The organism is Paenibacillus sp. LHD-38 (assembly GCF_031157315.1).
GTDB lineage: Bacteria > Bacillota > Bacilli > Paenibacillales > Paenibacillaceae > Pristimantibacillus.
This window is the reverse complement of sequence record NZ_JAVIFU010000156.1, coordinates 1-592: the sequence shown is the minus strand read 5'-3', so window position 1 is coordinate 592 and position 592 is coordinate 1. Positions and strand designations below refer to the sequence as shown.

Here is a 592-nt window from a genome sequence, read left to right as displayed (position 1 = left end):
AGCACGTAAACCAGTAAAGCAGTGTACAACTGACCATACACGGCATTTGGGGTTGTTCCAAATAGCTGGGGTACGTTCAGATGCTGCTTGATCCAACGAAAAAACACTTCAATCTGCCACCGCTTCTTATACATCGCGGCAATGTTCTCAGCCGAAGGCCTGTGTAAATTAGTGGCAAGAATGACTGGATTGCCCTGTGGATCCTTTAGGATCACAACACGAAAACGGTTTTTTGAGAGGGTTGCCTTTTTCCCTAGTTGGCAAGTCAAGTCCTGTTCAATAGAACCAGCAAGTGGACGTTTGCGTATCCGAAGAACAGGTTTGTGAAAGTGTGTGTTATCTCTAAGCCTAATTACAAAATATTGATGTTGCTCCATATACTCATCAAACCGTTTATGCTTGCCATAAGCACGGTCTGCCACCAGAATGAAACGGTTATCCAGCACCTCTTTACAACTCGAAATGTCGGGGCTATTCCCAGTTGTCTCTGTCACTTTATGCAACTGAGCTGTATCCGCAATAAGTGAAACATGGAGTTTTATCCCCGCTTTTTCGGCTTTTAGTGGTGCCCAGGGCAGTCGTTCTTTACCCG

General features: G+C 45.3%; 1 protein-coding gene. It reads right to left on the bottom strand.

What is annotated here, in order from left to right; translation table 11 throughout:
- The coding region (locus RCO25_RS34700) for an IS4 family transposase (RefSeq protein WP_309000584.1) at nucleotides 1-592 on the bottom strand (592 nt) is incomplete at both ends.